The organism is Streptomyces sp. NPDC016469 (assembly GCF_040632905.1).
In the GTDB taxonomy this organism is placed as follows: Bacteria; Actinomycetota; Actinomycetes; order Streptomycetales; family Streptomycetaceae; genus Streptomyces.
In genome coordinates, this window is the sequence record NZ_JBEYCQ010000023.1 from 15840 (window position 1) to 38986 (window position 23147).

A 23147-nucleotide genomic window follows, 5' to 3' on the forward strand; every position below is an offset into this window, starting at 1 on the left:
CGCGCTGCTCGCGCGCAACGGCTAAGCGGCCACGAGGAGGTCCTCGTACGCCGCACGCAGCCCGTCGGACGCCTCGCGCCCGGCGGGCTGCAGCGGTTCGCGGACCGGACCCGCGGCCAGCAGCGCCTTCGCCGTCACGGTGCCGGGCAGCCCTGACGCCATCATCAGCGCGGTCAGCGGGGCGAGCCGCGCGTTCAGCCGGGCAGCCCCGGCGGTGTCCCCGGCGTCGAACGCGTCCAGCACCGCCCGCATCCGTCTGGGCACCACGTTGGCGACCGTGCTGACGTACCCCGCGCCGCCCACCGCGTACAGCGGCAGGTTCAGCTCCTCGCAGCCCGAGTAGTACGCGAGCCCGCCGGCGGCGATCACCCGGGTCGCCGTCAGCAGATCCTGCGCGCAGTCCTTCACCGCCACGATGCGCGGGTGCTCCGCGAGCCTGAGCATCGTCTCCGGCTCGATGCGGGTGCCGGTGCGGCCGGGGATGTCGTACAGCATCACCGGCAGGCCGGCCGCGTCCGCGATCCGCCGGAAGTGCGCCTCCACGGCCGCCTGCGGGGGCCTGCTGTAGTACGGGGTCACCACCAGGAGCCCGTCCGCGCCCGCCCGTTCCGCCTGCCGGGCCAGCTCGACCGTGTGCCGGGTGTCCGCGGTGCCGACGCCCGCCACCAGCGGCACGCCGGGGCCGACCGCCTCGCGCACCGCGCGCAGCAGCTCCGCCTTCTCGGCGTCGGAGGTGGTCGGGGACTCGCCGGTCGTGCCGCTGAGCACCAGCCCGTCGCAGCCGCCCGTGACCAGGGCGGCGGCGTGCGCGGCGGCGGCCTCCCGGTCGAGAGCGCCGTCGGCGGTGAACGGCGTGATCATGGCACAGAGGGCGCGGCCGAAGGGGCGCGGGCGGGCAAGGGCGGAAGGCGTCATTCCTGCAGTGTCGGTCCGGCGGACCGTGAAGGTCCACTTAGATCTGCTGTGGGTGAAGGTGAAGCAACGCTCAAGGGTCCGGGGAGGGCCGTGCGGGCCGGGGGCCCTTGCCCGCATTCCGGTCGGCACGCGGCGAAATGCGTCTACGCTTAGGGCGTGTTCCGCCCGCCCCGCCACAGGTCCTGGGCCCCGCGGCACACGTCCTGAGCCGGCCGGCCCGGCGACCGAAACCCCGTACGTTCCGAGGAGACCCCCTGATGTCCGCAGAGCGCCCGACCCTGCCGCCGGTCCGGCTGCACACCGAGGCCGAGCTGGCACGGGACGCCCTTGCCGCGCCGCTGCTCGCCCGTGCCGCACGGCTCGCCCGCTGGGCCGGCCCGGACACCAGGGTCGGCGCCGGCGGTGAACTGGCCGACGCCCAGCTGCCCGCCGCCGCCGAACTCCTCGGCCTCACGCCGGACGAGGACGGCGCGGCGGAGGCCAGCGAGGCGTGGCGGCTCGCCGTGGACACCGGGCTGGTCGAGATCGAGGACCCCGCGGGTGAGCCGGGAGACCCGGACGACGGATTCCACGAGGACGACGAGCCCGGGGGCGGGGACGAGGAGCCGGCCGGGACCGTCACGGCCGGCGAGAACCTGGCGCTGCTGACCGGGGGTTCACCGGCGGACGTCCTCGCGATCTGGCTCGACGGCCTGGAGGCCGCGTACGCCGACGCCACCGCGCCCGCCTTCGACGACTTCGCGGACCTCATCGGCGAGGACGGCTCGGTCGACTTCGACGCGCTCGACTGGGATCCGGAGACCGAGACCGAATTCCTGGACGGCGTCCTCGGCAACCTCTACCTGCTCACCGTCGGCGACGGGGCGGACGGGGCGCCCGTGCCGCTGCCCGCGCTCGCCGCCTCGGTGATCGTCCCCGACGACATGGGCGAGCCCACCGACGACGTCCTGGAGCAGGTCTCGGACGCGATGATGCGGCTGGACGACCAGTTCCGGGTCCTCGAACCCATCGGCATCGTCGAGTACCAGCCGGTGGACGAGGCGCTGCTGGTCGAGGAGGGCGAGGACGCCCTGTCCCCGGGCGACGAGGAGGACGTCACCCGGTACGGCATGGTCCGGCTGACGCCCCTCGGCCTCTACGGCATCCGCGCCCGCATGCTGGACGCCGGAGTGGACGCCCCGGCGATCGGAGACCTCGCGGACAAGGGCGCCGACGCGCTCCTCGGCGGCGTCGCCCACTACCCGGAGGCCGTCGCGCGCGCCGAGATCCAGCTGTGGCTGACCCGCCGGGGCTCGGACGGCGCCGCCGCCGAACTCCTGGACGCGGCGCGGGGTTCGGACGAGCTGGGGCCGTTGCGCAGGCTGCACTGCCAGCAGGCGCTCGCCCTGGTCGGCGCCGAGGCGGAGCCCGCCGTGCGCGCGGTGCTCGACGATCGGGAACTCGGCGGCCTGGCCCGCGTCTGGCTCGCCGAACGCGGCGCGGAGGACGTCCCGGCGCCCTCGGAGGAGATGATCTTCTGGCTCGCCGTCGACACGATCGCGGCCCAGCTGGAGGCCGCCGGCGACCTCGAAGAGCTCCAGGGCCTGGTCGAGGGCCTGTCCGGCCAGCACAGCGGCTTCTTCGAGGAGGCGTGGCGCGTCGACCACCCGGCCACAGCGGAGGTCCTGGAGGCGATGGGGCGGCTGCACAGCGACAAGAAGCAGGCCAAGGACGCCCGCAAGGCCGCGTTCAAGGCGCGCTCGCGCGGCGGTTCGGCCGACTGAGCGGGCGTACCACGACGGTGTGAGGGGCGGCCGAAGTTCACCTGACGGGTCGCCCCGAAGTCGTCGCGGGTTCAACTGGTGTTGGGGAACGGACGGAACGGTGAGCCCGTCAACAGCACGCCCCCGCAGCACCAGGAGTACGTGATGGCCTTCACGCGCAGGGAATTCACCAGACAGTCCGCCCTCACCGGCGCCGGCATCGCCCTCACCGGAACCGTCGCCGCGCTGGCCACCGCGCCCGGCGCCCTCGCCGCCGGGGACTCGGCCCACGGCCACGGCCACGGCCACGACGACCACGACCACGACGGTCACGGCCACGGCCATGAGCACGGTCCCGGGTACGGCCCGCTGCGCCCCGACCCGAAGGGCATACTCGCGCTGCCCGCCGGATTCTCGTACCGGATCATCACGCACTGCGGGGTCACCAAGCTGGACAGCGGCGAGTACACGCCGTCCAACCACGACGGTACAGCCGCCTTCGAGGGTCCGCGCGGGGTGACCCTCCTGGTCAACAACCACGAGCTGAGCGGCACCAGGGCCGGCTGGGAGCACCCCGTGCCCCTCACCGAGGGCCTGGTCTACGACCCGGTCGCGGCGGGCGGCTGCACCGTCGTGGAGACCCGCCGCGACGGCCGCACCGCCGAGTGGGTCGGCATCGCCGGCACCTCCACCAACTGCGCGGGCGGCGCCACCCCGTGGGGCACCTGGCTCACCTGCGAGGAGACCGAGGACAAGGCCGGCAAGAACGGCCTGCTGAAGGACCACGGCTACGTCTTCGAGGTCGACCCGTACGACAAGCGCGCCAACCGCTCCCCGCGCCCGGTCAAGGCGTTCGGCCGGTACGCGCACGAGGCGGTCGTCATCGACCCCAAGCAGGGCCACGCCTACCTCACCGAGGACGCCTCGGGCCCCAACGGTCTGCTCTACCGCTGGGTGCCGCCGCACGGCTTCCGGCACGGCCGGGGCAAGCTGCGCACCCTCGCGGACGACGCCGGGGTCCTCCAGGCGTTCAAGTGCTTCGACAAGCGCGGCACATTCGTCGACGACCTCTCCCGGGCCACGAAGACCGGCACCGTGTACGGCGTGGACTGGGTGGACGTGCCGGACCGCGACGCCACGTCCGTCTCGGTGCGCAAGCAGTTCGCGGCCGGCGAGGTCACCCGCGCCCGCAAGCTGGAGGGCATGTGGTGGGCCGACGGCGGTGCGTACGTCGTGTCCTCCTTCGCCCGTGACGAGAGCCCCGTCCAGCACGACGGCCAGGTCTGGTTCTACGACCCGAAGCGCCGCACGCTGACCCTGAAGGTGCTCCTCGGCGTCAACCCGGACCCGTCGAAGGACGGCGCGTTCGACGGCCCGGACAACATCACCGTCTCGCCGTACGGCGGCCTGGTCATCGCCGAGGACGGCGAGGGCGTCCAGCACCTCTTCGGGGCGACCGAGAGCGGCCGTACGTACCCGATCGCGCGCAACGAGCTGAACATCGGCAGCGCGGAGGAGCCGGAGTACAGCGAGTTCACCGGGGTCACGTTCTCGCCGGACGGGCGGACCCTGTTCGCCAACATCCAGACCCCGGGGATCATGGTCGCGATCACGGGTCCGTGGAAGCGGCAGCCCAACCGTTAACTGCGGGGCATGGCGTCGGGCCCGCCGGGGGCGCATACTCGAAGCAATGAAACAGTCAGCCGGCTCCCGGCGCCACCTGCCGTCCAGTCCCTTCAACCGCCCGGCCCAGGCGGCCCCACCGGTCGAATTGTTCGACGTGGGTGACCGGGTCTCGCACGACCAGTTCGGTCTCGGGCGCGTCCTCGCCGTCGAGGGCGACAACGATGCGGTGCTCATCGACTTCGCGGGCCGCCAGGGCCGCATCATGAGCCCGTACTCCAAGCTCACCAAGCTCTGAGGCCGTCACAAAGGGGCCGTCCGCCAGCCGCGCGGACGGCCCCTTAACCATGCCCTAGAGCGCCTGGGCGGCCGGCTTGACCATGCCCCGGACGGTCCGGGACTTCACGAAGTCGCCGATCGCGGTCATCTCCCACTCTCCGGAGAACTGTTTGATCAGCTTGGCCATCATCACGCCGGTCTGCGGCTCGGCCCCGGTCAGATCGAAGCGGACCAGCTCCTCGTCGGTGGCGGCGTCGACCAGCCGGCAGTACGCCTTGGCCACCTCGGTGAACTTCTGGCCCGTGAACGAGTTGACCGTGAACACCAGGCCCGTCGCCTCCGCCGGGATCCGGCCCAGGTCGACGGTGATCACCTCGTCGTCCCCCGCCCCCTCACCGGTGAGATTGTCCCCGGAGTGCTTGATCGCGCCGTTCAGGATGGACAGCTTGCCGAAATAGCAGCTGTCCAGGTGGTTGCGCTGGGGCCCGTACGCGATGACCGAGGCGTCCAGGTCGATGTCCTTGCCCCGGAAGGCGGGCTCCCAGCCGAGACCCATCTTGACCTGGGAGAGCAGCGGGCGCCCCGCCTTGACCAGCGAGACCGTCTCGTTCTTCCGGAGGCTGACCCGGCCCTTGTCCAGGTTGATCCGGCCGGGTGCCGCCGGGGCCGGAGGGGCGGCCGGAGCGGCCGGGGGCGCGGGGGCGGCGACCGGTGCCGGGGCGGCGGGGGCGGCGGGGGCGGCGACGGCCGGGGCGGCGGCGGGCTCTTCGACCGTGACGCCGAAGTCCGTGGCGATGCCGGCCAGGCCGTTCGCGTAGCCCTGGCCGACCGCGCGGACCTTCCAGGCGCCGCCGCGCCGGTAGACCTCCACGATCACGAGCGCGGTCTCGGCGCCCAGCCCGGGCGGGGTGAAGGAGGCGATCACGGCGCCGTCGTCCGCGTTGCGCACGGTGGCGGTCGGCTCCACGCCCTGGAAGGTCTGGCCGGAGGCGTCCGGGCTCGCCGTGACGACGATCTTCTCGATGCCGGCGGGCACCGACGCGGTGTCCACGACGACGGCGTCCGGCGCGCTGCCGCCGCCGGAGCGGTAGCTCACGCCGGGGCCCGCGGGCTGGTTGTAGAAGATGAAGTCGTCGTCGGAGCGCACCTTGCCGTCGGCGGTGAGCAGCAGGCCCGAGACGTCGAGCCGCACGGGCGCGGCGACGTCCACCGCCACGCGGACGGCGCTGAGCGGAAGATTCGAGCCAGGTGTCATAGCGGTCATGTCCGGATGAACGAACGACCCGGCTTTGCCGTTCCCTTACCTTTCGACAGCTTCGCCCGTACGGCGGAATGCCCCGTTCCGGCGGCCTGTTCCCCTGCCCGCACGGGTCAGTGCGGCCAGACCGGCGGGTTGGTGCAGAAGTGGCCGCCGAGGTGGGCGTGGTCCGGGTTGCCGGGATCCAGCTCGCCCTGTTCCGCGACGAGCTTCGCCGCATACGGCTCCGAGTCGTCGCGCGGCTCGTAGCCCAGCGCGCGGGCCGAGCCGAGGTCCCACCACAGCCGGGTGTTGTCCGACGAGCCGTACACGACGGTGTGTCCGACGTTCCCGGCGGTGAGCGCGGCGTCGAAGAGCCGGGCGCCGTCGGCCGGGCTCATCCACACCGAGAGCATCCGTACGGAGGTCGGCTCCGGGAAGCAGGAGCCGATGCGGACGGAGACCGTCTCCACGCCGTGCAGGTCCCAGTACAGCTGGGCGAGGTCCTCGCCGAACGACTTGGAGAGGCCGTAGAAGGTGTCGGGGCGGCGCGGGGTCTCCACCGGGATCAGCGGATCGCCCGGGCGCGGGCGCGGGGTGAAGCCCACCGCGTGGTTGGACGAGGCGAACACGACGCGGCGGACACCGGCCTCGCGCGCTGCCTCGTACAGGTTGTACGTGCCCTCGATGTTCGCCTTGAGGATCTTGTCGAACGAGGCTTCCAGCGAGATGCCCGCGAGGTGGATGATCGCGTCGACCCCGGTCACGGCCGCGCGCAGCGCCTCCCGGTCCCCGAGGTCGGCGGTGATCGCGTCCGGCTCGCCCTCGATCGGCACCATGTCGAACAGGCGCAGCGTGTAGCCGTGGGCGGGCAGCAGCTCGCGCATCAGCGTGCCGAGGCCGCCGGCGGCGCCGGTGAGCAGGACGGTGCGGGGCTTTTCGGCGGGCATGCGGGGTCTCCTCTTGGATCAGGTTCACATGCGTGGACAAGGTATGCGGGGGGTCGGGGGGCGTCAAGAGAACCCCGCGCAGGGTTGGCCCGGACCGGGGCGTCGGCGCCTTGACCCCGGCGCCTCGCCGGGCCTAGCTTAGGCATCGTTCATAAATATGGACACCAATCAGAGATGCGCACGCCTCAGGAGGCGCCCGTGAGCTCAGACCCGCTTGCCGCCCGGCTCACCGCCGTTGCCGGGCCGCTCTTCTTCCCCGTCACCGCGTACGACGCGACCGGCTCCGTCGATCTGGACGCCTTCCGGGCGCACGTCCGCCAGGGCATCGACGCGGGCGCGGCGGCCGTCTTCGCGTGCTGCGGCACCGGGGAGTTCCACGCCCTGACGCCGGAGGAGTTCCGGCGCGTCGTCGCCGCCGCCGTGGCGGAGACCGCCGGGCAGGTGCCGGTCGTCGCGGGCGCCGGGTACGGCACCGCGCTGGCCGTCCACTTCGCCCAGCTGGCCGAGGAGGCCGGCGCGGACGGGCTCCTCGCCATGCCCCCGTACCTGGTCCACGCGGACCAGGAGGGACTGCTGGCCCACTACACGGCGCTGGCCGGGGCGACCGGCCTGGAGACCATCGTCTACCAGCGCGACAACGCCGTCTTCACCCCCGAGACCGTGCTCGCCCTGGCCCGGACCCCGGGGATCATCGGCCTGAAGGACGGCTACGGCGACCTGGACCTCATGCAGCGCATCGTGAGCGCGGTGCGCACCGGGCTGCCGGGGGAGGACTTCCTCTACTTCAACGGGCTGCCCACCGCCGAACTCACCGGCCTCGCCTACCGGGGCATCGGCGTCACGCTGTACTCCTCGGCCGTCTTCGCCTTCGCCCCGGACATCGCGCTCGCCTTCTACCGCGCGCTGGACTCCGGCGACGACGCCCTGGTCAACGCGCTGCTCGACTCCTTCTACCGGCCGCTCGTCGAGCTCCGGGCCCAGGGGCGCGGTTACGCCGTATCCCTCGTCAAGGCGGGCGTCCGCCTCAACGGCCTGGACGTCGGCCCGGTGCGCAGCCCGCTCACCGAGCCGCCGGCCGCCCACATCAAGGAGCTCACGGAGATCATCGCGAGCGGCCGCGCCCTGCTGGAACGGCACGGGGCGGAGGGGCGCGGATGAGGGCGTCCGCCTTCCTCTACCCCTGGGACGTCGTCGGTGACCCGGACGCCCCCGCCCGCATCGCGGACCTCGGCGTCCAGCAGGTGACACTCGCAGCCGCCTACCACTCCACCCGGGCGCTGACCCCCCGCCACCCCGGCCACCGCATCGTCACGGCCGAGTACGCGGCGGTCCTGTACCCGCCGGACGACGGCCGCTGGGCGGACCGGGCGCTCCGCCCGTACCGGCAGGCGTGGACGGCCTCCGACGACCCCTTCGCCGAGGCCGCCGAGGCGCTGTCCGGCGCGGGTCTCGACGTGCACAGCTGGGTGGTGCTCGCGCACAGCTCACGCCTGGGCGCGGACCATCCGGACACCTCCGTGGTCAACGCCTACGGGGACCGCTACCCGTGGGCGCCCTGCATCGCGCGCCCGGAGGTCCGCGCCTACCTGGTGGACCTCGCGGCGGAGGCGGCGGTACGCGACGGGGCGCTGGGCACCGAGCTGGAGTCCTGCGGCTGGTACGGCTTCGCCCATCTGCACGCCCACGACAAGGTGGCGGGCGTCGGGCTCGGGGACGCGGCGCAGTACCTGATGTCGCTCTGCTTCTGCGCCGTCTGCCGGGCCGGTTACGCCGGACAGGGCCTCGACCCCGAGGAGCTGGGCGCGGCCGTGCGCCGGGCCCTGGCACCGGTCTGGGCCGGGTCCGGAGCACCGGACGCGGGCTGGGACGCCGTCGGAAAGCTGCTCGGCGCCGACCTCGCGGAGGCGACGCTGCGGTGGCGCACGGGGGTGGCCCGGGGCCTCCAGGAAGCGGTGACCGGCGCGGTGCGGGCGGCCGCTGCGCCCGGGTTCCAGGTGCTGCTGCACGCCGACCCCGCGCCGTACCGCTGCGGGGCCAACGTGGGCGTCGACCCGGGGCACATCCTGTCCGTGGCGGACGGCGTGGTGCTGCCGTGCACCGGGGCGGACGCGGCGCGGGAGGCGGTGCTCGGGCCGTTCGCCGGCGCTTCCGACGCGGTCGTCGCCGCCAACCTCACCGTGGTGCGCGGCATGGGCGGCAGCCCGGACACGCTGGAGCGGGACGCCGCGCACGCCGCCTCGCTCGGCGCCGACCAGCTCCGCCTTTACCACGCCGGCCTGGCCTCGGACCCGGACCTCGTGACGGTCGCCGGGGCGCTCTCACGCCTCGGCTGAGACGGGCGGGCCGCCGGGAGCCACCCGTTCCCGGCGGCCCGCCGCCAGCAGCAGCGCTGCCGTCAGCACCGCCCCCGCGCCCACCAGGGGCAGCAGCACCGTGACGTCTACCCGCGCCACCAGGCCCGCGCCGATCCCCAGAGCCACCGCGTTCGGCGACATCATCAGCGTGTCGGCGGTCGCCGCCGTCCGGCCCAGGACCGCGTCGGGGGTCTCCCGCTGCACCGCCGTCAGGGCGGCGATCAGGACGCACGGCAGGCCCACCCCGATCAGGGCGCACGCGGTGAGCGCCACCGCGTCGGACGGCACGGCCCGCAGCCCCACCGCGACCCCGAACACCGCGATCCCGGCCGCCGCGAACACCCGGCCCGGCAGCCGGCGCATCAGCGCGCCCGCGAGCAGCCCGACTGTGACGGACCCGAGCCCCTGGGCGACCGACAGCACACCCGCGTACGCGGGGGAGTGGCCGAGGGTGTCGTCCACGACGGCGTACAGCGTCGCTCCGTTGAGCCCCGCGCACAGCATCGTGGCCGAGGCGGCGAGGACCAGCGGGCGCACCACCGGCGACCCCCACAGCTGCCGCAGCCCGGCCGTCCAGCCGCCCGGACCCAGCGGCGAGGGGCGGGCCGTCCGGCGTACCCGCAGCAGTGCGTAGAGACCGGCCGCCAGGGCGAAGGAGACCGCGTCCAGGAGGGCCACCGCGCCGCCGCCGAAGCGGGCGTAGAGCCCGGCGCCGGTCAGCGGGGCGACCAGTTTCATGCTCTCGTTCGCCATCATCCGCAGGCCGTTGAAGTCGCCCAGCAGGTCGGGCGGGACCGCCCCCGCCACCACGGCCGACTCCGCCGAGTCCATCAGCACCGAGGCGCACCCGTACAGCACGAGCACCGCGAACAGCAGCCATACGCGCCCCTCCGCGCCCGCTGCCGCGAGCACGGCCATCAGGACCGCCAGGGTGGCGTTCGCGCCCACCAGCAGCGGCTTGCGCGGCAGGCGGTCCGCCACCGCCCCGAGGAGCGGCCCGAACAGGACCGGCAGCCAGACCGCGAACAGGGCGAGCGCCGCCAACGCGTCCGAACCCGTCAGCGACTTGACCCAGATCCCGGCCGCCAGAGTCATCGCCGAGCTGCCGAATCCGGAGACCACGACCGCGGTGAGGAACAGCCCCGCCGTCCGGTCCCGTAGCACCCGCCCCACCGCCATCACACCCACCGCACCTTCCTGACCTGCACGTTCGTCATGCGGTCAGGCTGGCGGCTGAGGCCCCGGCGCGGCATCGGGCAGATGCCCTACACCGGGCAACTCGCGGCCGGCACACCGGAATCCGTGTACGGCACATGTCCCGGTCCCGAGAAGTTCTTTCGTCAGAAGCGTTGACGAAACATTCGCGGCGGCCCTAGCTTCATCGCGTCGTACTCCGTACGTCATATATGAGACGCGATACGCGAGATGTGAGAGCCCTTCACCCATGACCTTTGCGCCCACCCCGATTCCGTCCCGCACCCAGTACGTGCTGGAGGCGGTCAAGCACGCGATCCTCACGGCACAACTGAGGCCGGGGCAGGCGCTCGTGGAGACCGAGCTCGCCGCGCAGTTCGGGGTCTCCAAGACCCCGGTACGCGAGGCGCTGAAGACCCTCGCCGGCACCGGACTCGTCGTCATGAGCCAGTACAAGGGCGCCACCGTCCGGCTCGTCGACGCCGCCATGGCCCGCGAGGTGTACGACGTACGGCTGCTGCTCGAACCCGAGGCACTGCGCCGCTCGATCACCCGCAAGGCGTCGCTCGACGCGGCGCAGGAGGCCCTGGAGCGGGCGGACACGGCGGGCGACAAGGCCGACCGGTCGCTCGCCAACCGGGACTTCCACCGGGCGCTCTACCTGCCCTGCGGCAACCCGCTGCTGGCCCGGATGCTGGACGAGGTCCGCGACCAGGCGGCGCTCGTCTCCACGGTCGCCTGGTCGACCATCCCGTCCTGGGAGCGGGAGGCGGCCGAGCACCGGGAGATCCTGCGGCTCGCGCTCGCCGACGACGCGGACGCGGCGGCCGGGGCCCTGCACGACCACATCGCGTCGTTCGTCCGCCGCGCCTTCCCCGACGACGAGGACGGGGACGGCGCGGCGTGAACCGGCACACCGACGAAAGGCCAGTCCGCATGGACCTCACACCGCTGAAGGCGGCCCTCGCAGATGTCGTGGCGATCCCGGTCACCCCGTTCGCCGGGGACGGGACCATCGACACGACGGCGCACCGCGCCCTGCTGCGGAGACTGCTCGACGGCGGCGTGCGCATCGTCACCCCGAACGGCAACACCGGGGAGTTCTACGCGCTCACCCCCGAGGAGCGGCGCACCGTCACCGAGCTGACCGTCGACGAGGCCGGCGGCCGCGCCACGGTCCTGGTCGGCGTCGGGCACGACGTGCCGACCGCCGTCGCCGCCGCCGAGCACGCCAGGGACGCCGGGGCCGAGATGGTGATGGTCCACCAGCCCGTCCACCCGTACGTCTCGCAGGACGGCTGGATCGACTACCACCGCGCCATCGCGGAGGCGGTGCCCGGGCTCGGGGTCGTCCCGTACATCCGCAACCCGCGCCTCGACGGCTCCTGCCTGGCCGTGCTCGCCGACAGCTGCCCCAACGTCATCGGCGTCAAGTACGCGGTGCCGGACGCCGCCCGCTTCGCCGCCTTCGCCCGCGACGCCGGCCTGGACCGGTTCGTCTGGGTCGCCGGCCTCGCCGAGCTGTACGCCCCGGCCTACTTCTCGGCCGGCGCCACCGGCTTCACCTCCGGGCTGGTCAACGTGGCGCCCGGCGTCTCGCTGGCCATGCTGGAGGCGCTGCGGGCCGGCGACCACCCGGCGGCCATGAAGGTCTGGGAGCAGATCCGCCGCTTCGAGGAGCTGCGCGCCGACCGGCAGTCCGCCAACAACGTCACCGTCGTCAAGGAGGCCCTGGCCGCGCTCGGGCTGTGCGACCGCTCGGTGCGCCCGCCCAGCCGGGTGCTGCCCGAGGCCCAGCGCGCCGAGGTCGCCGACCAGATCGCCGGGTGGTCCATATGACCGACCGCATCGCCCCCGAGGAACTGCGCAGCCACCAGTGGTACGGCACCGACGGGCTCCGCTCGTTCAGCCACCGCGCCCGCACCCGCCAGCTCGGCTACCTCCCCGAGGAGCACCTCGGCAAGCCCGTCATCGCGATCCTCAACACCTGGTCGGACATCAACCCCTGCCACGTCCACCTGCGCGACCGTGCGCAGGCCGTGAAGCGCGGGGTCTGGCAGGCGGGCGGCTTCCCGCTGGAGTTCCCGGTCTCCACGCTCTCGGAGACCTTCCAGAAGCCGACCCCGATGCTCTACCGCAACATGCTGGCGATGGAGACCGAGGAGCTGCTGCGCTCCTACCCCGTCGACGGGGCGGTGCTGCTCGGCGGCTGCGACAAGTCCACCCCGGCCCTGCTGATGGGCGCGGCCTCCGTGGACCTGCCGGCCGTCTTCGTACCGGCCGGGCCGATGCTGCCGGGGCACTGGCGCAACGAGGTCCTGGGCTCCGGCACCGACATGTGGAAGTACTGGGACGACAAGCGCGCCGGGCTCATCGGTGACTGCGAGATGGGCGAACTGGAGAACGGTCTCGCCCGCTCGCCCGGCCACTGCATGACCATGGGCACCGCGTCCACCCTGACCGCGGCCGCCGAGGCGCTCGGCGTCACCGTCCCCGGCGCCTCCTCGATCCCCGCCGTCGACTCCGGCCACGACCGGATGGCCGCCGCCTCCGGGCTGCGCATCGTCGAACTGGTGTGGCAGCAGCGGAAGCTTTCCCGGATCCTCACTGCGGAGGCGTACGAGGACGCCGTCGCCACCGTCCTCGCGCTCGGCGGGTCCACCAACGCGGTCATCCACCTCATCGCGATGGCCGGCCGCTCCGGGATCGAGCTCACCCTCGACGACTTCGACCGCGTCGCCCGCACCGTCCCGGTCCTGGCCAACCTGCGCCCCGGCGGGAAGTACCTGATGGAGGACTTCCACTTCGCCGGCGGGCTCCCCGGCTTCCTGGCCCGGCTGACCGACGTACTGCACCTGGACCGCCCCACGGTCTCGCACGACACCCTGCGCGAACAGCTCGACGGCGCGCTCGTGCACAACGACGACGTCATACGGGAGCGCTCCAACCCGCTCGCCGACGAGGGCGGCGTGGCGGTGCTGCGCGGCAACCTCTGCCCGGACGGCGCCGTCATCAAGCACATCGCCGCCGAACCGCACCTGCTGCGCCACACCGGACCCGCGGTCGTCTTCGACGACTACAAGGAGATGCAGCGCACCATCAACGACCCGGCGCTCGCGCTCACCCCCGACCATGTCCTGGTCCTGCGCAACGCGGGCCCCAAGGGCGGTCCCGGAATGCCCGAGTACGGCATGCTGCCGATCCCCGACTACCTGCTCAAGCAAGGTGTACGGGACATGGTGAGGCTCTCCGACGCCCGGATGAGCGGCACCAGTTACGGGGCGTGCGTGCTGCACATCGCGCCCGAGTCCTTCGTCGGCGGGCCCCTCGCCCTCGTCCGCACCGGTGACCTCGTCACCCTGGACGTCGAGGCGCGGTCGCTGAACCTCGACGTGTCCGACGAGGAACTGGCCCGCCGCCGCGCCGAATGGACCCCGCCGCCCGCCCGGTACGAGCGCGGCTACCAGGCGCTCTACCAGGACCAGATCACCCAGGCCGACACCGGCTGCGACTTCGCCTTCCTGGCCCGGCCGGGAGAAGTGCCCGACCCGTACGCCGGCTGAACGGCCCCTCAGGAATTCCGGCGCCCCCTTGTTCGGGATACCGAACAGCATGCGGGAAGCGCTTGCGTACTACACGCACCACCGGCTCCGCCGCGTAACACCGCACGACCCGCACCCCGTACAGAGAGAACGGAGACGTGTCATGGCCCAAGCCTCCGCCGCGGCCACACCGCCCAAGGTGCCCAGGCGCCGCTCCGCGAGCCCCCGCAGGCTGCCGTATCTGCTGATCGCCCCCGCGGGGCTGCTGATGCTCGGCTTCATCGCCTACCCGGTGGTCAGCGTCTTCTACTACAGCCTGCAGAACTACAACGTCACCAAACCGTGGCGGAACGGCTTCGCCGGCTTCGACAACTTCACCCGGATCTTCACCGAGGACGACCAGTTCTGGACGACGCTCGGCTTCAGCGCCCAGTGGGTCTTCGTGCAGGTCGCGCTCCAGCTCACACTGGGGCTCGCGCTGGCCCTGATCGTCAACCAGTCCTTCATCGGCCGGGGCATCTCCCGCGCCATGGTCTTCTCGCCCTGGGCCGTCTCCGGGGTGCTGACCAGCACCATCTGGATCCTGCTCTACAACTCCTCGACCGGCTTCAGCCGCTACCTCGCGGACGCCGGGATCGGCGAGTACGGCACCTCGGTGCTCTCCGACACCGGCACCGTCTTCTGGGCCGCCACCGTCTCCGAACTCTGGCGCGGCGTCCCCTTCTTCGCCATCCTCATCCTCGCCGACCTCCAGTCCGTCTCCAAGGAGCTGTACGAGGCGGCCGCCGTGGACGGCGCCGGACGGATGCGCCAGTTCTTCCACATCACCCTGCCCCACCTGCGGGACGCGATCATCCTGTCCACGCTGCTGCGCGGGGTCTGGGAGTTCAACAACGTCGACCTGCTCTACACGCTCACCGGCGGCGGACCGGCCGGCGAGACCACCACCCTGCCGCTCTACGTCGCCAACACCGGCATCGAGGGCCACGACTTCGGCTACGCCTCCGCGCTCACCACCGTCGCCTTCGTGATCCTCCTCTTCTGCTCGATCGTCTATCTGCGCCTGAGCAAGTTCGGAGGCGACCACAAGTGACTGCCGCCCTCGCCGAGAAGAACGGCACCCACGCCGCACGGCCGGCCACCCCCGAAGGCCCGCCGCCCGCCACGCCCCGCCGCAGGCCCGGCCGCGAACGCGCCTTCGACGACGTACCGCGCTGGCAGATCTACGTGCCCCTGGGCATCTACCTGGTCTTCACGCTCGTCCCGTTCTACTGGATGTTCCTCTTCGCCGTACGGCCCGCCGGCTCCACCTCGCTGGTGCCGTGGCCGATGACCGGCGAGCACTTCTCCAAGGTCTGGAACGAGCGCAGCTTCGCCGTCTTCTTCCAGAACAGCATGATCGTCGGCGTCTGCACCCTGGTTGCCACGACCCTCGTCGCCCTGGCCGGCGGCTACGCCCTCGCGCGGTTCGACTTCAAGATCAAGAACGGCTTCATGCTGGCGCTGCTCTGCTCGCAGTTCATCCCCGGCGCGCTGATGCTCGTCCCGCTCTTCGAGATCTTCAAGAACCTTCAGATGATCAACTCCCTGGGGAGCGTGGTCATCGCCGAGACGGTCTTCCAACTGCCGCTCTCCATCATCCTGATCAGCGGATTCATCAAGAACGTGCCGCCCTCCCTGGAGGAGGCCGCCTGGGTGGACGGCTGCTCGCGCTTCCGGGCCTTCTGCGCGGTCGTGCTGCCGCTGCTGCGCCCCGGGCTCATCGCCGTCGGCTCGTTCGCCTTCGTGCACAGCTGGAACCACTTCCTGTTCGCCCTGATGTTCCTCAGCGAGCAGGACAAGCAGACGATCCCGGTCGGCCTGAACACCCTCATCGGCGCGGACAGCGTCGACCTGGGCGCACTCGCCGCGGGCGGGGTGATCGCCGCGGTGCCCGTGGTGATCGTCTTCGCCTTCATCCAGAAGTGGCTGATCACCGGCTTCAGCGCCGGCGCCGTGAAGGGGTGACGGACATGACCTCGCTGCCCCCCACCACCCCGCTACCGATCGTCCTCGCGGGCGCCCGGGGCCACGGCCGCTGGCACCTCGCCAACATCCGCCGCCTCCAGCACCAGGGCCTCGTCCGCCTCGCCGGCATCTGCGAGCTCACCCCGCTCGACGCCACCGAGCTCGACGCCTTCGCGGACGAACCCCCCGAGCAGTCCGCCGACTTCGGGGCCCTCCTGGACTCCACCGGGGCCCGCGCCGCCGTCATCTGCACCCCCATCCAGACCCACACCGCCCTCGCCCTGACCGCCGCGGGGCGCGGCGTGCACCTCCTCCTGGAGAAGCCGCCCGCCGCCACCCGCGCCGACTTCGACCGCATCCTCGCCGGGGTGCGGGACGCGGGCACCGCCTGCCAGGTGGGCTTCCAGTCCTTCGGCTCGCACGCCGTCCCCGCCATCCGGGAACTCGTCGCCACCGGCGCCATCGGCACCGTCCGCGGGTACGCGGCGGCGGGCGCCTGGGTCCGCGACGACGCCTACTACCGGCGGGCACCCTGGGCCGGGCGGCGCCGCATCGGCGACACCGACGTGGTCGACGGCGTCCTCACCAACCCGCTCGCCCACGCCGTCGCCACCGCCCTCGAACTCGCCGGCACCACCGCCGAGGACATCACCGCGATCGACACCGAACTCTTCCGCGCCCACGACATCGAGGCCGACGACACCTCCTGCGTACGTGTCACCACCGCGTCCGGGCCGCCCGTCACCGCCGCCGTCACCCTCTGCGCGGAACAGGCGGGGGAGCCGTACGTCATCGTCCACGGCGACCGCGGCCGCGTCACCTTCTGGTACAAGCAGGACCGCGTCCTCGTCCAGCGCGCCGGACACGGCCCGCTGGAAACCGTGCACGGGCGCACCGACCTCCTGGAGAACCTGGTCGCCCACCTGGCGGAGGGCACCCCCCTCCTCGTACCGCCGGAGCGCACCGGCGCCTTCATGGACGTCGTGGAGGCCGTACGCACCGCGCCCGAACCGCGCCCCCTGCCGTCCGACGCCTGGCACACCGCCCCCGTGCCCGGCACCGGCGCCACCCGCCGGGTGGTACGCGGCATCGACGCCCTGGTCGCGTCCGGCGCCGAAACCCTCGCACTCTTCTCCGAACTCGGCGCCCCCTGGGCGCTCAGCGAGGTGACCTCCTCATGACGACCACCGCCCTGCTCAGCTGCGCCGGCCGCCCCGTCGGCCGCTACACCTACCTCCCCGCCGACGCGGGACGCCCCTATTTCCACCCGGTCACCACCCTCGCCGGCACCCCGGTCACCGAGGAGCGCCCGGCCGACCACGTCCACCACCTCGGCGCCTCCGTCGCCGTCCCGGACGTCTCCGGGCACAACTTCTGGGGTGGGCGCACCTTCGTCCGGGGCCAGGGGCCCACCGTGCTCGACAACCACGGGACGCAGCGCCACCTCGGCTGGAAGCTGTGCGACCCGGACGGCTTCGTGGAGGAGCTCGGCTGGGAGGCCGAGGGCGGCGAACTGCTGCGCGAGCACCGCACGGTGGCCGCCACCGCCCTCTCGGACACCGCCTGGGCGCTGGACTTCTCCTTCTCGCTCACCAACCCCGGCCCCGGCGACCTGTCGATCGGCAGCCCCGCCACCAACGGCCGCCCCGGCGCCGGATACGGCGGCTTCTTCTGGCGCGCCCCCAAGGAGGCGTCCCCGCCGGCCGTGTTCGGCCCGGCGGCGGACGGCGAGGAGGCGGTGCACGGGCGGGCCGCCGACTGGGTCGCGCTCTGCGGCGACGGCTGGTCCCTGGTCTTCGCCGGGGCCACCGAGGAGACCCGCCGCGACCCGTGGTTCGTCCGCACCGCCGAGTACCCGGGCGTCGGCTCCTCCCTCGCCTCCGCCGAACGGCTGCCCGTCCCCGCCGGCGCCACCGTCGTACGCCGCGTCGTCACCGTCGTCGCGGACGGCCGGCTCGACCGGGCCGCCGCCGCCGCCCTCGTCCGCCGGGCGGTGACCGCGTGACCGCCGCCCGCCCCTGGACCGCCGACCTCGGCGGCACCTACCGCAACCCGGTCCTCAACGCCGACTGGTCCGACCCCGACGTGATCCGCGTCGGCGACGACTTCTACCTCACCGCCTCCAGCTTCGGCCGCGCCCCCGGGCTGCCGCTGCTCCACTCGCGCGACCTCGTCAACTGGACGCTGACCGGGCACGCCCTGGACCGCCTGGAGCCCGCCGCCGAGTTCGCGGTGCCCCGTCACGACTGCGGGGTGTGGGCGCCGTCGCTCAGGCACCACGCCGGACGGTTCTGGATCTTCTGGGGCGACCCCGACCACGGCATCCAGCAGATCAGTGCCGAGGACATCCGGGGCCCGTGGACCGCGCCGCACCTGGTGAAGGCCGGGCGGGGACTGATCGACCCGTGCCCGCTGTGGGACGAGGAGACCGGCGAGGCGTACCTCGTGCACGCCTGGGCCAAGTCCCGCTCCGGGATCAAGAACCGGCTCACCGGACACCGGATGAGCCCCGACGGGCGGGAACTGCTGGACGGCGGCAAGACCCTGATCGACGCCGACACGCTGCCCGGCTGGTTCACCCTGGAGGGCCCCAAGCTCTACCGGCGCGGCGGCGAGTTCTGGATCCTGGCCCCGGCGGGCGGGGTCGCGACGGGCTGGCAGGGCGCCTTCCGCTCCCGGGACTTCTTCGGTCCCTACGCGGAGCGCGTCGTCCTCGCCCAGGGCCGCACCGATGTCAACGGCCCCCACCAGGGCGGCTGGGTGACCACCCCGTCCGGTGAGGACTGGTTCCTGCACTTCCAGGAGCGCGGGGCGTACGGGAGGGTGGTGCACCTCCAGCCGATGCGCTGGGACGGTGACGGCTGGCCGGTCATCGGGGACGCCGGCGAGCCCGTCGCCACGCACCGCAAACCCGCCCTGCCCGCCCAGCCCGTCGAGGCCCCGGCCTGCGACGACAGCTTCCCGGGCGGCCGCTACGGCAGGCAGTGGCAGTGGACGGCGAACCCGCGCCCCGGCTGGACCGTCGAGCACGCCGGGGACGGGCTGCGGCTGAGCTGCGTCCCGGCCCAGGACGCGCACGACCTGCGGCTCCTGCCCCACGTGCTGGTCCAGCGGCTGCCCGCCGGGACGTTCACCGCCGAGGTCGGGCTCGCCCTGGACAGCGAGGCGCCCGGGGCGAGGGCGGGGTTCGCCGTCCTCGGGGACGCCTACTCCTGGATCGGCCTCGAACGGCAGGCGGAGGGCGGGGTGCGGCTGGTGCACCGGTTCGCCGAAACGACCGCCTCCGCCGAGCGCGACGCGGGGTACGCCAGGCCGGCGCCCCCGGGCACGGCGCGGCTGCGGATCGAGGTGGCGCCCGGCGCCCGGTGCCGCTTCCTCGCCGACACCGGGGACGGGGCCGGGTTCCGGCCCTCCGGGCAGGTCTTCGCCGCCACCCCGTGGCGCTGGGTCGGCGCGCTGCTCGGGCTGTTCGCCACCGCGCCGCCCGGGACGGGCCCGACCGGGACCGCCCGCTTCACCGGCTTCCACGTCACCGCGTAACCGGACCACCGTCCGGCGCGCAACCCCCCATGCACGCGTACGACCCGAGAGACCCGAGAGAACCGAGAGAGAAGAGCCGATCATGAACATCTCGAAGACGCAGCGGGGGCGCGCCGCGGCCGCCGTCTCCCTCGCGGCGGTGCTCGCCCTGACCGCGACCGCGTGCGGCGACGACGGCAGCGACAGCGGCAACGAGGGCAGCGGCAAGGGCGAGATCACCTTCTGGGACAACAACGGCGGTCCGCGCACCGCCGTCTGGAAGGAGATCATCCAGGACTTCGAGAAGAAGTACCCGGACATCAAGGTCAAGTACGTGCCGATCCCGATCGCCGACGTGCAGTCCAAGTACGACACGGCCATCGCGGGCGGCGGAGTGCCGGACGTCGGCGGCGTCGGCACCGCCTACCTGGCCAACATGGTCTCGCAGGACGCCCTGGAGCCGCTGGGCGACCGGATCAAGGACTCCTCGCTCAACGGCAAGCTCGTCGAGGGCATGGTCGAGAGCGTCAAGGACGCGGCCGGCCGGGGCGACGAGATGTACACCGTGCCGACCTCCGCGAACAACGGCGCGCTGTGGTACCGCACCGACCTCTTCAAGGCGGCGGGGCTCGACGCGCCCACCACCTGGGCCAAGTTCTACAAGGCGGCCGAGAAGCTGACCGACGCCAAGCACAACAAGTTCGGCTACACCATCCGCGGCGGCGCCGGCTCGATCGCCCAGGCCGTCGACGCGGCGTACGGGCAGTCCGGCATCTCGGAGTTCTGGAACGGCGACAAGACCACCCTCAACGACCCCAAGAACGTGGCGGCGCTGGAGAAGTACGCCGCCCTCTACAAGAAGACGACGCCGTCCGCCGACGTCAACAACGACTTCACCAAGATGGTCGCCCAGTTCGACACCGGCACCATCGGCATGCTGAGCCACAACCTCGGCTCCTACCAGGACCACCTGAAGGCCCTGGGCAAGGACAAGTTCGCCGGCATACCCAACCCGGTCGGCGACGGCGGCACCCGCGTCCAGGTCTCCAACCCGGTCGACGGCCTCGGCCTGTTCAAGGCGAGCAAGAACAAGACGGCCGCCTGGAAGTTCATCGAGTTCGCGGCCTCGCACGAGTCGAACAGCAAGTGGAACGAGTCCGCGGGCGCCATCCCGGCCAACACCGAGGCCGCCAAGGACCCGTGGATCAGCGAGGCCGCGCCGACCGAACTGGCCGCTAAGGCCCTCACCGACGGCTCCACCAAGATCGTGCAGCTGCCGTACTACCTGCCCGACTGGAACAACATCAGCAAGGCCGACAACGAGCCGGAGTTCCAGAAGCTGCTGCTCGGCAAGGTCACGGCCAAGGCGTTCCTGGACAAGATGGCCGACGAGCTGAACGCGGCCCAGAAGGAGTGGAAGGAGCGGAGCGACGGCTGACCCGCTCCCGCCGGCGCGGGGCCGGTGGCGGGACCGTCGCAGGACGGCCCGCCCCGCCCCGCCCCGCAGCCCTGCCCTGCCCTTCTGCGTACCCACCCACGAGAGAGGCAGTTCCACCGTGTCACTCACCCGCAGGCAGACCGCGGCCGCCCTCGCCGCGCTGCCCCTGGCGCTCGCCGCCACCCCGGCGACGGCACACGGCGCCGCCCGCCGCACCCGCACCGTGCACATCGCGGGTGACTCCACGGCCGCGCAGAAGTACGCCGACGCCGCCCCCGAGACCGGCTGGGGCATGGCCCTGCCGTTCTTCCTCGGGCACGGGCTCGCCGTGGCCAACCACGCCATGAACGGCCGCAGTTCCAAGAGCTTCCTCGACGAGGGACTGCTCGCCGCCCTGCTGCCGCAGGTCCGCCCGGACGACCTCCTGCTGATCCAGTTCGGGCACAACGACGAGAAGACCGGGGACCCGGCGCGCGGCACCGACCCGTACACCACCTACCAGGACTGCCTGCGCGTCTACATCGCCGAGGCCCGCGCCCGGCGCGCCCGGCCCGTGCTGATCACCCCGGTCGAGCGTCGCAGGTTCGCCGAGGACGGCACCGCCAAACCCACCCACGGCGACTACCCGGCCGCCATGCGCGCCCTGGCCGCCGAGGAGCGGGTCCCCCTGCTCGACCTGCAGGCCCGCACGCTCGCCCGCTGGCAGGAACTCGGCCCCGACGGCACCGAGGCGTACTTCAACTGGCTGGAGCCCGGCGAGTCGCCCAACTACCCGGACGGGCGGCAGGACAACACCCACTTCCGGCCCGCCGGTGCCGTCGAGGTCGCCCGGATGACGGCCCACGCCCTGCTCGACGCGCGCGTGCTCGCCCCGCGCGAACTGCGCCGGCTCGGCGCACACGTACCCGAGACGTGGATCAGCTGGCCGCCGGCCGTCTGACGACCGCGCCACCCCCTCCTTCTCCTTCCACAGGTCCCGTACCAGAACCGAGGATTTGTCATGCCCACACGCATTTCTGCTCGCAGAAGCCACGCCCGCGCCATCGCCGTCGCGATGGGCTGCGCCTCGCTGGCCCTCGCCCTGAGCGTCCCCGCGCAGGCGGCCCCGCACCCCCACGGCAAGAAGGGCGTCGAGCGCGCCGTCCTCGCCGAGGGCGACGGCTGGGCCTCCGCCGAGGGGTCCACCACCGGCGGTGCCGCCGCGACGCCCGACCACGTCTACACCGTGCACAACCGCGCCGAACTCATCGCCGCCTTCGAGGACGCGGGCGACGCGCCGAAGATCGTCCGGATCGCCGGGACCGTCCACGGCAACGCCGACGCCCAGGGCAACCCGATCGACTGCGAGGCGTACCAGACGGACGGCTACACCCTGGACAAGTACCTCGCTGCCTACGACCCCGGGACCTGGGGCCGCGAGGAGGTCCCCTCCGGGCCGATGGAGGACGCCCGGCTCGCCTCCGCCAAGCTCCAGAAGGCCGCCGTCAACGTCTACGTGCCGTCCAACACCACGCTGATCGGCGTCGGCAGGGACGCCACGGTCATCGGCGCCTCGATCCAGATCCAGAACGTCTCCAACGTCATCGTCCGCAACATCAGCTTCGAGGACACCTACGACTGCTTCCCGCAGTGGGACCCGACCGACGGCGACACCGGCCACTGGAACTCCGAGTACGACAACCTCGTCGTCTACGGCTCCGACCACGTCTGGGTCGACCACAACACCTTCGGCGACGGGGACCGCCCCGACGCCGGCCAGCCCCGCTACTTCGACGAGCTGTACCAGCAGCACGACGGGCTCTTCGACATCGTCAAGGGGGCCGACCTGGTCACCGCGTCGTGGAACGTCCTCAAGGACCACGACAAGACGATGCTCATCGGCAACAGCGACAAGGCCGGGGACACCGACCGGGGCAAGCTCCGCGTCACCCTGCACCACAACCTGTTCAAGGACGTCAACGAGCGCGCGCCCCGCGTCCGCTTCGGCCAGGTCGACTCGTACAACAACCACTTCGTCGCCACGAAGGGCAGCGTCTACGGCTACTCGTACGGGATCGGCGCCGAGTCCCACCTGGTCGCCGAGCACAACGCGTTCACGCTGAGCGGCGAGTTCGACAAGGCGAAGATCCTCAAGAAGTGGTCCGAGTCCTCGCTCACGGCCGCCGACAACTGGGTCAACGGCCGCCGGACCGACCTGATCGCCGTCCACAACGCGGGCGTCCCCGAGGAGCAGCTGACCACGGGTGCCGGCTGGACCCCGGTCCTGCGCAACCGGATCGACCACCCGCTGCTGGTGCCGCTCGTCGTGGGCCTCGGCGCGGGCTCCGGCCGGCTGCCCGGCGCCTGA

General features: G+C 72.6%; 20 protein-coding genes. 16 read left to right on the plus strand and 4 right to left on the minus strand.

Features of this window, described 5'->3' with window-relative positions:
- Positions 1–21: 21 nt before the first annotated feature.
- The gene (gene dapA / locus ABZ565_RS24645) at positions 22–915 is read right to left on the minus strand and encodes a 4-hydroxy-tetrahydrodipicolinate synthase (protein WP_361030771.1); all 894 of its coding nucleotides are present in this window, start codon (positions 913–915) and stop codon (positions 22–24) included.
- 257 nt (positions 916–1172) lie between these two features.
- On the opposite strand from dapA, the gene ABZ565_RS24650 reads away from it, so the two are divergent.
- The 3 genes from ABZ565_RS24650 to ABZ565_RS24660 all read left to right on the plus strand — a co-directional run bounded on the left by ABZ565_RS24650 (position 1173) and on the right by ABZ565_RS24660 (position 4578).
- The gene (locus ABZ565_RS24650) at positions 1173–2678 is read left to right on the plus strand and encodes a hypothetical protein (RefSeq protein ID WP_361030774.1); all 1506 of its coding nucleotides are present in this window, start codon (positions 1173–1175) and stop codon (positions 2676–2678) included.
- A 144-nt stretch (positions 2679–2822) separates the two neighbouring features.
- A complete protein-coding gene (locus ABZ565_RS24655) occupies positions 2823–4301 on the plus strand; it encodes an alkaline phosphatase PhoX (RefSeq protein WP_361030777.1) in 1479 nt (492 codons plus the stop codon).
- A gap of 46 nt (positions 4302–4347) precedes the next feature.
- Positions 4348–4578: a CarD family transcriptional regulator gene (locus ABZ565_RS24660; protein ID WP_018104640.1), complete on the plus strand. Its 231-nt coding sequence runs from the start codon at positions 4348–4350 to the stop codon at positions 4576–4578.
- Between the two features lie 54 nt (positions 4579–4632).
- Here the strand turns inward: ABZ565_RS24660 and ABZ565_RS24665 are convergent, their stop codons facing one another.
- Together ABZ565_RS24665 and ABZ565_RS24670 are read right to left on the minus strand one after the other, a co-directional pair.
- Positions 4633–5823: a TerD family protein gene (locus ABZ565_RS24665; protein ID WP_361030781.1), complete on the minus strand. Its 1191-nt coding sequence runs from the start codon at positions 5821–5823 to the stop codon at positions 4633–4635.
- A 107-nt stretch (positions 5824–5930) separates the two neighbouring features.
- Positions 5931–6746 (minus strand): NAD(P)-dependent oxidoreductase, encoded by an 816-nt coding sequence (locus tag ABZ565_RS24670; RefSeq protein ID WP_361030784.1) that lies wholly within the window; start codon positions 6744–6746, stop codon positions 5931–5933.
- A gap of 198 nt (positions 6747–6944) precedes the next feature.
- Between ABZ565_RS24670 and ABZ565_RS24675 the strand changes: the two genes are divergently transcribed.
- Together ABZ565_RS24675 and ABZ565_RS24680 are read left to right on the plus strand one after the other, a co-directional pair.
- Entirely contained in the window at positions 6945–7904 is a 960-nt protein-coding gene (locus tag ABZ565_RS24675) for a 5-dehydro-4-deoxyglucarate dehydratase (protein ID WP_361030787.1), read from the plus strand.
- Positions 7901–9079 (plus strand): hypothetical protein, encoded by a 1179-nt coding sequence (locus ABZ565_RS24680; RefSeq protein ID WP_361030790.1) that lies wholly within the window; start codon positions 7901–7903, stop codon positions 9077–9079. Before ABZ565_RS24675 ends, ABZ565_RS24680 begins: the two co-directional genes overlap by 4 nt.
- Here ABZ565_RS24680 and ABZ565_RS24685 read toward each other — a convergent pair.
- On the minus strand, positions 9065–10279 hold the full coding sequence (locus ABZ565_RS24685) for an MFS transporter (protein WP_361031050.1): 1215 nt from the start codon (positions 10277–10279) through the stop codon (positions 9065–9067). The two genes, ABZ565_RS24680 and ABZ565_RS24685, sit on opposite strands and share 15 nt — an antisense overlap.
- Before the next feature lie 265 nt (positions 10280–10544).
- Between ABZ565_RS24685 and ABZ565_RS24690 the strand changes: the two genes are divergently transcribed.
- From ABZ565_RS24690 to ABZ565_RS24740, 11 genes are all read left to right on the plus strand, one after another.
- On the plus strand, positions 10545–11201 hold the full coding sequence (locus tag ABZ565_RS24690) for a GntR family transcriptional regulator (protein ID WP_361030793.1): 657 nt from the start codon (positions 10545–10547) through the stop codon (positions 11199–11201).
- 29 nt (positions 11202–11230) lie between these two features.
- Positions 11231–12133 carry a dihydrodipicolinate synthase family protein gene (locus ABZ565_RS24695; RefSeq protein ID WP_361030796.1) on the plus strand — a complete coding sequence of 301 codons (903 nt, stop codon included), beginning with the start codon at positions 11231–11233 and terminating at the stop codon, positions 12131–12133.
- Positions 12130–13857, plus strand: a complete 1728-nt coding sequence (gene araD / locus ABZ565_RS24700) for an L-arabinonate dehydratase (protein ID WP_361030799.1) — start codon at positions 12130–12132, stop codon at positions 13855–13857. The genes ABZ565_RS24695 and araD overlap by 4 nt, the downstream gene beginning before the upstream one ends.
- 142 nt (positions 13858–13999) lie before the next feature.
- The gene (locus ABZ565_RS24705; protein WP_143618859.1) at positions 14000–14929 is read left to right on the plus strand and encodes a sugar ABC transporter permease; all 930 of its coding nucleotides are present in this window, start codon (positions 14000–14002) and stop codon (positions 14927–14929) included.
- Entirely contained in the window at positions 14926–15843 is a 918-nt protein-coding gene (locus ABZ565_RS24710; protein WP_361030803.1) for a carbohydrate ABC transporter permease, read from the plus strand. Before ABZ565_RS24705 ends, ABZ565_RS24710 begins: the two co-directional genes overlap by 4 nt.
- A 5-nt stretch (positions 15844–15848) precedes the next feature.
- A complete protein-coding gene (locus tag ABZ565_RS24715; protein WP_361030805.1) occupies positions 15849–17024 on the plus strand; it encodes a Gfo/Idh/MocA family oxidoreductase in 1176 nt (391 codons plus the stop codon).
- Positions 17021–17848 (plus strand): PmoA family protein, encoded by an 828-nt coding sequence (locus tag ABZ565_RS24720; RefSeq protein ID WP_361030808.1) that lies wholly within the window; start codon positions 17021–17023, stop codon positions 17846–17848. The genes ABZ565_RS24715 and ABZ565_RS24720 overlap by 4 nt, the downstream gene beginning before the upstream one ends.
- On the plus strand, positions 17845–19383 hold the full coding sequence (locus ABZ565_RS24725) for a family 43 glycosylhydrolase (protein WP_361030811.1): 1539 nt from the start codon (positions 17845–17847) through the stop codon (positions 19381–19383). Before ABZ565_RS24720 ends, ABZ565_RS24725 begins: the two co-directional genes overlap by 4 nt.
- 82 nt (positions 19384–19465) lie before the next feature.
- Positions 19466–20800 (plus strand): sugar ABC transporter substrate-binding protein, encoded by a 1335-nt coding sequence (locus ABZ565_RS24730; protein ID WP_361030813.1) that lies wholly within the window; start codon positions 19466–19468, stop codon positions 20798–20800.
- 118 nt (positions 20801–20918) lie between these two features.
- The gene (locus ABZ565_RS24735; protein WP_361030816.1) at positions 20919–21740 is read left to right on the plus strand and encodes a rhamnogalacturonan acetylesterase; all 822 of its coding nucleotides are present in this window, start codon (positions 20919–20921) and stop codon (positions 21738–21740) included.
- A 72-nt stretch (positions 21741–21812) separates the two neighbouring features.
- Positions 21813–23147 carry a polysaccharide lyase family 1 protein gene (locus ABZ565_RS24740; protein WP_361031053.1) on the plus strand — a complete coding sequence of 445 codons (1335 nt, stop codon included), beginning with the start codon at positions 21813–21815 and terminating at the stop codon, positions 23145–23147.

Bases quoted from the DNA above. Each gene is read 5' to 3' on its own strand.
- dapA (WP_361030771.1), bottom strand. From the start codon at position 915: ATGACGCCTTCCGCCCTTGCCCGCCCGCGCCCCTTCGGCCGCGCCCTC.
- ABZ565_RS24650 (WP_361030774.1), top strand. From the start codon at position 1,173: ATGTCCGCAGAGCGCCCGACCCTGCCGCCGGTCCGGCTGCACACCGAG.
- ABZ565_RS24655 (WP_361030777.1), top strand. From the start codon at position 2,823: ATGGCCTTCACGCGCAGGGAATTCACCAGACAGTCCGCCCTCACCGGC.
- ABZ565_RS24660 (WP_018104640.1), top strand. From the start codon at position 4,348: ATGAAACAGTCAGCCGGCTCCCGGCGCCACCTGCCGTCCAGTCCCTTC.
- ABZ565_RS24665 (WP_361030781.1), bottom strand. From the start codon at position 5,823: ATGACCGCTATGACACCTGGCTCGAATCTTCCGCTCAGCGCCGTCCGC.
- ABZ565_RS24670 (WP_361030784.1), bottom strand. From the start codon at position 6,746: ATGCCCGCCGAAAAGCCCCGCACCGTCCTGCTCACCGGCGCCGCCGGC.
- ABZ565_RS24680 (WP_361030790.1), top strand. From the start codon at position 7,901: ATGAGGGCGTCCGCCTTCCTCTACCCCTGGGACGTCGTCGGTGACCCG.
- ABZ565_RS24685 (WP_361031050.1), bottom strand. From the start codon at position 10,279: ATGGCGGTGGGGCGGGTGCTACGGGACCGGACGGCGGGGCTGTTCCTC.
- ABZ565_RS24690 (WP_361030793.1), top strand. From the start codon at position 10,545: ATGACCTTTGCGCCCACCCCGATTCCGTCCCGCACCCAGTACGTGCTG.
- ABZ565_RS24695 (WP_361030796.1), top strand. From the start codon at position 11,231: ATGGACCTCACACCGCTGAAGGCGGCCCTCGCAGATGTCGTGGCGATC.
- araD (WP_361030799.1), top strand. From the start codon at position 12,130: ATGACCGACCGCATCGCCCCCGAGGAACTGCGCAGCCACCAGTGGTAC.
- ABZ565_RS24705 (WP_143618859.1), top strand. From the start codon at position 14,000: ATGGCCCAAGCCTCCGCCGCGGCCACACCGCCCAAGGTGCCCAGGCGC.
- ABZ565_RS24715 (WP_361030805.1), top strand. From the start codon at position 15,849: ATGACCTCGCTGCCCCCCACCACCCCGCTACCGATCGTCCTCGCGGGC.
- ABZ565_RS24720 (WP_361030808.1), top strand. From the start codon at position 17,021: ATGACGACCACCGCCCTGCTCAGCTGCGCCGGCCGCCCCGTCGGCCGC.
- ABZ565_RS24730 (WP_361030813.1), top strand. From the start codon at position 19,466: ATGAACATCTCGAAGACGCAGCGGGGGCGCGCCGCGGCCGCCGTCTCC.